The organism is Streptomyces sp. NPDC051940, from assembly GCF_040680895.1.
Taxonomy (GTDB): domain Bacteria; phylum Actinomycetota; class Actinomycetes; order Streptomycetales; family Streptomycetaceae; genus Streptomyces.
Genome location: NZ_JBFAXR010000255.1, coordinates 1 through 3,828, shown reverse-complemented (window position 1 = coordinate 3,828; position 3,828 = coordinate 1). Strand labels below are relative to the sequence as shown.

Here is a 3,828-nt window from a genome sequence, read left to right as displayed (position 1 = left end):
GCTGATCGGCACCAGCCGCTCTCACCCGACCCCGGCTCCCCCGCGGGGGTTCGGGGGCCAAGCCCCCGCAATCCGTCTGATCTCGCGGCCCGCCGGAGGCGGTCAGGTGCCGCTGATCGGCACCAGCCGCTCTCACCCGACCCCGGCTCCCCCGCGGGGGTTCGGGGGCCAAGCCCCCGCAATCCGTCTGATCTCGCGGCCCGCCGAAGGCGGTCACGTGTGGGGGACCAGCAGGACCGGGCAGTGGGCCTGCTGGAGGGTGCTGTGGGTCACCGGGCCCAGGAGCGCGCGGACGCCCAGGACGACCAGGCAGGCCATCGACGAGCGGCAGGCCACCGCGCGGGCGGCGTTCTCCTCCGTGAAGTCCTCGATCACGCGGACCTCCGGCCACTTCTCCCGCCACGGCACCAGCACCTCCGGGAGGCGCTTCGCCGCGCGGCGCGCCAGACGCTGTTCCGCGCGGGGCGGGCGCAGGTTCGCCGGGTACACCTGGGCGGGGCCCGGCGGCTGCCAGGCGTGGACCACCTGCAGCGGAACCTCGCGGACCGCCGCCTCCTCGAACGCCTGGCCGATGAGCTCGTCCGCGGGCCGCCGCGCGTCGAGCCCGAGCAGCACCGGCGCGCGCCGCGGCGCCTGGTACGCCTGACGGACCAGCGCCACGGGGAACGGGGCGCGGACCGCGAGCGCGGGCCCGGTCGAACCGAGCGTCCGGGCGCTGACGTTGCCCAGCCCGTAACTGCCGAGGGCCAGCAACTGGGCGTCGCCGCCCGCGTCGAGCAGGGCGTCCATGGGGGCCGCGGACACGATCTCCGAGGTGATCTCCAGCCGGGGGCGCCGGGTGCGCACCCGGTCCTCGGCCAGCCGCAGCGACCGCCGCGCCCACTGCCGCCGGTCGGCCGGGCCGGCGACCGAGGTCCGCTCGGCGCGCTCGGCGACCGGCGTCCGTACGTCTGGGGCGGCCCCCAGCGCGGCGACCAGATGGAGCCGGGTGCGGCGCAGGGCCGCCTCTTCGGCGGCCCACACGGCCGCGGCGAGGCTGGCTGCGCTGCCGTCCACGCCGGCTGTGACGGGAGGGTGCATCTCGGGCCTCCTCCGCTGAGGGGGGTCGGGGAGGTTTGCGCGTGCTGACAGCACACCCCACCAAGTCCCCCTCCGGATAGGGTTGAACGGCCCCTATCCGGACTTCCCGCGCCCCCTACGCCTCACAGCCCCTCGAGCACCTCATCCACGGGCCGCCGCGGCGTCCCCGCACCGGCGGGCCCGTACCCCAGCCGCAGCACCATCTGCACATGGCCCATCGGCCGCACCGGATCGGTCGCCAGCCAGCGCAGGTCCTCCCACTCCAGCGCCACCGAGGTCAGCGCCGTGGCCAGCCCGTGCCGCGTGGCCAGCAGCAGCACCCGTTCCAGCGCCTGCCCGGCGCGCAGCCAGTCGGCGGGCGTGTCGTGGGCGGTGCCGAGGAGGGCGAGCTGCGGTTCGCTCTCGTAGTCGGCGCTGCCCAGCCGCTCCCCGGCGAAGCCGCGTACCGGGGCGCGCCCCCCACGCCGGCTCGGGCCGAGCGCGCTGTCGGGGATGCCCTCGGTGCCGCCCTCGCCGGTCCTCGTCCAGCCCAGCTGTTCGGCCCTGCGCTCGGCGTCGTCCTCGTGCCGGTGCTCCGCGTCGTCGATGACCGACAGCAGCGCGTCGGTGTGCCAGGGCGGCGGGAAGGCCAGGCGCGCCCCTTCGAGCGCGGCGGCCTCGCTCAGCCCGGTGCGGACCGGGGCGGGCACCTCCCGGTCGGAGAACGGCTGGCGGCTGGTGTGCCGCCGGGCGATCTCCAGGTACAGCGGCGGCAGCCCGATCGCGTCCGGAGTACCGGCGACAGCGGTCCCCAGCGTCACCCGGGCCAGCAGCAGCGGATCCCGGGGGTCGGGAAGCAGCTCCACGCGGGGCTCGAAGCCGGAGTGGGCGGCGGACACCCGCAGATTGAGCAGCGCCGCACCGCAGCCGAGGTGCAGGGCGCGGTCGTCGGGGTCCTCCTTGACCAGCGACCGCTCCGGGTCGGCGCGCAGCTCGAGCGTGCGGCTGTCCGCGTCGTAGCGGAAGCGCCACGGCTGCGCGTTGTGCATGGAGGGCGCCGCCGTCGCGTCGGCGACCAGCGAGGTCACGGTCTTCTCGTCCAGCGTGGGCATCGGATGCCACCTCCCGGCTCCACCGTAGGCGGGGCGCGGGAACACCGGCAGGGCCGAGTGGGCCGCTTGGCCCATGCGAGTGGGCCGTGGGGTCCCTCTACGCTCCGGACCGGAAGCGTTTCCGATGGAGGCACAGATGGCTGAGGGGCCCGTGCTCAACCGTGTGGTGGTGGGTTACGACGGCTCAAGACACGCCGAACGGGCGCTGGAGTACGCCGTGGACGAAGCCCTGAGCCGCGGCGCGGAGCTGGAGCTGCTGTGCGGCTCCGTACCGGAGTGGGGGCGGCGGCTGCGCGGCATGGTGGAGGACGCCGCGGAACGGGCCGGCGACCGGGCGCCCGGGCTGACGGTCCACACGACGGTCACGGCGGAGCCCGCCGCGGTCGCGCTGGTGGAGCAGGGGGCCAAGGCGGCCCTCACGGTGGTCGCCAACCGGGGGCACGGGGGCTTCGCGGGGCTGCTGCTCGGTTCGGTGGGCCGGCGGGTCGCGGCGCACGCGCGGATGCCGCTGCTGGTGGTGCGGGGGGAGTCGGAGGAGCCTCGGCGGAAGTCCCCTCGGCTCGAACGGAGCGAAGCGGAGCTCAGAGCCCGGGGCAGGGTGCTGCTCGCGGTGCGGTCGGGCGCGGACGACGACGCGGTCGCGTACGCGTTCGCCGAGGCGGAGCGTCACGGGGCGGAGATCTGTGCCCTGCACGCGTGGCAGTATCCCCCCTCGGTGAAGGGCGCCACGGCGGGAGCCGGCGCCCGTTCGGCCGCGCGGACGGCCGCCGACGCGGCGGTGCGGGAGGCGGGCCGGATGGTGCCCCGGCGGGCGGTGGCGCCCTATCGCCGTACGTACCCGGATCTGCCGGTGACCGTGCGGGACGAGTGCCGGGACGCGGCGCCGGTGCTGGTCGAGGCTACGCGGCAGGCGGACGTGGTGGTCCTGGCGGTGCACCGCGGTGCGCGTCCGTACGGGCTGCAGCTGGGGCCGGTCGCGCACGCGCTGCTGCACCACTCGTTCTGCCCGGTGGTGCTGGTGCCGGTGCTCTGACCGGCGCCTGCGAGGTGCGGGGGGTCAGCGGCGCGGCTCGGTGTCGCCCGGGAGGACGGCGGCCTCGTGCTCGGCGACCTCGGCGGCCTCGATGAGCGCCCAGCCGAGCGCGCGGGCCTCGTGCGGGCTCAGGGAGGCCCAGGCGTGCGAGGCGCCCTCGCGCTCCGGGCCGACGTCCAGCGTGACCCGCGCGACCCCGCGTCCGGGCAGGCCCAGTCGCATCCGCCGGATGGCGATCAGACGGCCGCACGACGTACGCATCGGCACGGACGTCGACAGCCGCGGCTCTCCGGACTCCTGCATCCGACTGCCCTCCTCAAACGCTACGAACACTGCCTGGCACACGGGGGCCCGTCGCCTCGTCGTTGCACGGAGCCCTGTGTGAAGGACAGCGCCCGCCTGCGGCGTTGTATTCCACGGCGCCTCGGCCCAGCCCCGGGTACGCCCCTGGGGTACCCATCCGGCGCCGCCGGGCCGCCCGTCCCCGAACGCGCGCCGACTCAAGACGGCGACGTGGGGGGCCTCCGGCTGCCCGCACCGCGGGTGGCGTTGCGTTTGCGCCTGCGGCGGAGCGGTCCGAGGGGCACGCGCCGCGCGCACACCTGCGGCGGGGGCGGCGCGGGG

General features: G+C 76.5%; 4 protein-coding genes. 1 reads left to right on the top strand and 3 read right to left on the bottom strand.

Features of this window, described 5'->3' with window-relative positions; genetic code table 11:
• Nucleotides 1–213 precede the first annotated feature (213 nt).
• Together AB0M28_RS40070 and AB0M28_RS40065 are read right to left on the bottom strand one after the other, a co-directional pair.
• The gene (locus tag AB0M28_RS40070) at nucleotides 214–1,080 is read right to left on the bottom strand and encodes a universal stress protein (protein ID WP_365415719.1); all 867 of its coding nucleotides are present in this window, start codon (nucleotides 1,078–1,080) and stop codon (nucleotides 214–216) included.
• 122 nt (nucleotides 1,081–1,202) lie between these two features.
• Nucleotides 1,203–2,171 (bottom strand): nitroreductase, encoded by a 969-nt coding sequence (locus AB0M28_RS40065; protein ID WP_365415717.1) that lies wholly within the window; start codon nucleotides 2,169–2,171, stop codon nucleotides 1,203–1,205.
• Nucleotides 2,172–2,307: 136 nt separating this feature from the next.
• Between AB0M28_RS40065 and AB0M28_RS40060 the strand changes: the two genes are divergently transcribed.
• Entirely contained in the window at nucleotides 2,308–3,204 is an 897-nt protein-coding gene (locus tag AB0M28_RS40060; RefSeq protein WP_365415715.1) for a universal stress protein, read from the top strand.
• Nucleotides 3,205–3,228: 24 nt separating this feature from the next.
• Here AB0M28_RS40060 and AB0M28_RS40055 read toward each other — a convergent pair whose 3' ends face one another.
• Complete coding sequence (locus AB0M28_RS40055) at nucleotides 3,229–3,507, bottom strand: hypothetical protein (RefSeq protein ID WP_365415714.1); 279 nt, start codon at nucleotides 3,505–3,507, stop codon at nucleotides 3,229–3,231.
• Nucleotides 3,508–3,828 lie beyond the last annotated feature (321 nt).

Bases quoted from the DNA above. Each gene is read 5' to 3' on its own strand.
- AB0M28_RS40070 (WP_365415719.1), bottom strand. From the start codon at position 1,080: ATGCACCCTCCCGTCACAGCCGGCGTGGACGGCAGCGCAGCCAGCCTC.
- AB0M28_RS40055 (WP_365415714.1), bottom strand. From the start codon at position 3,507: ATGCAGGAGTCCGGAGAGCCGCGGCTGTCGACGTCCGTGCCGATGCGT.
- AB0M28_RS40065 (WP_365415717.1), bottom strand. From the start codon at position 2,171: ATGCCCACGCTGGACGAGAAGACCGTGACCTCGCTGGTCGCCGACGCG.
- AB0M28_RS40060 (WP_365415715.1), top strand. From the start codon at position 2,308: ATGGCTGAGGGGCCCGTGCTCAACCGTGTGGTGGTGGGTTACGACGGC.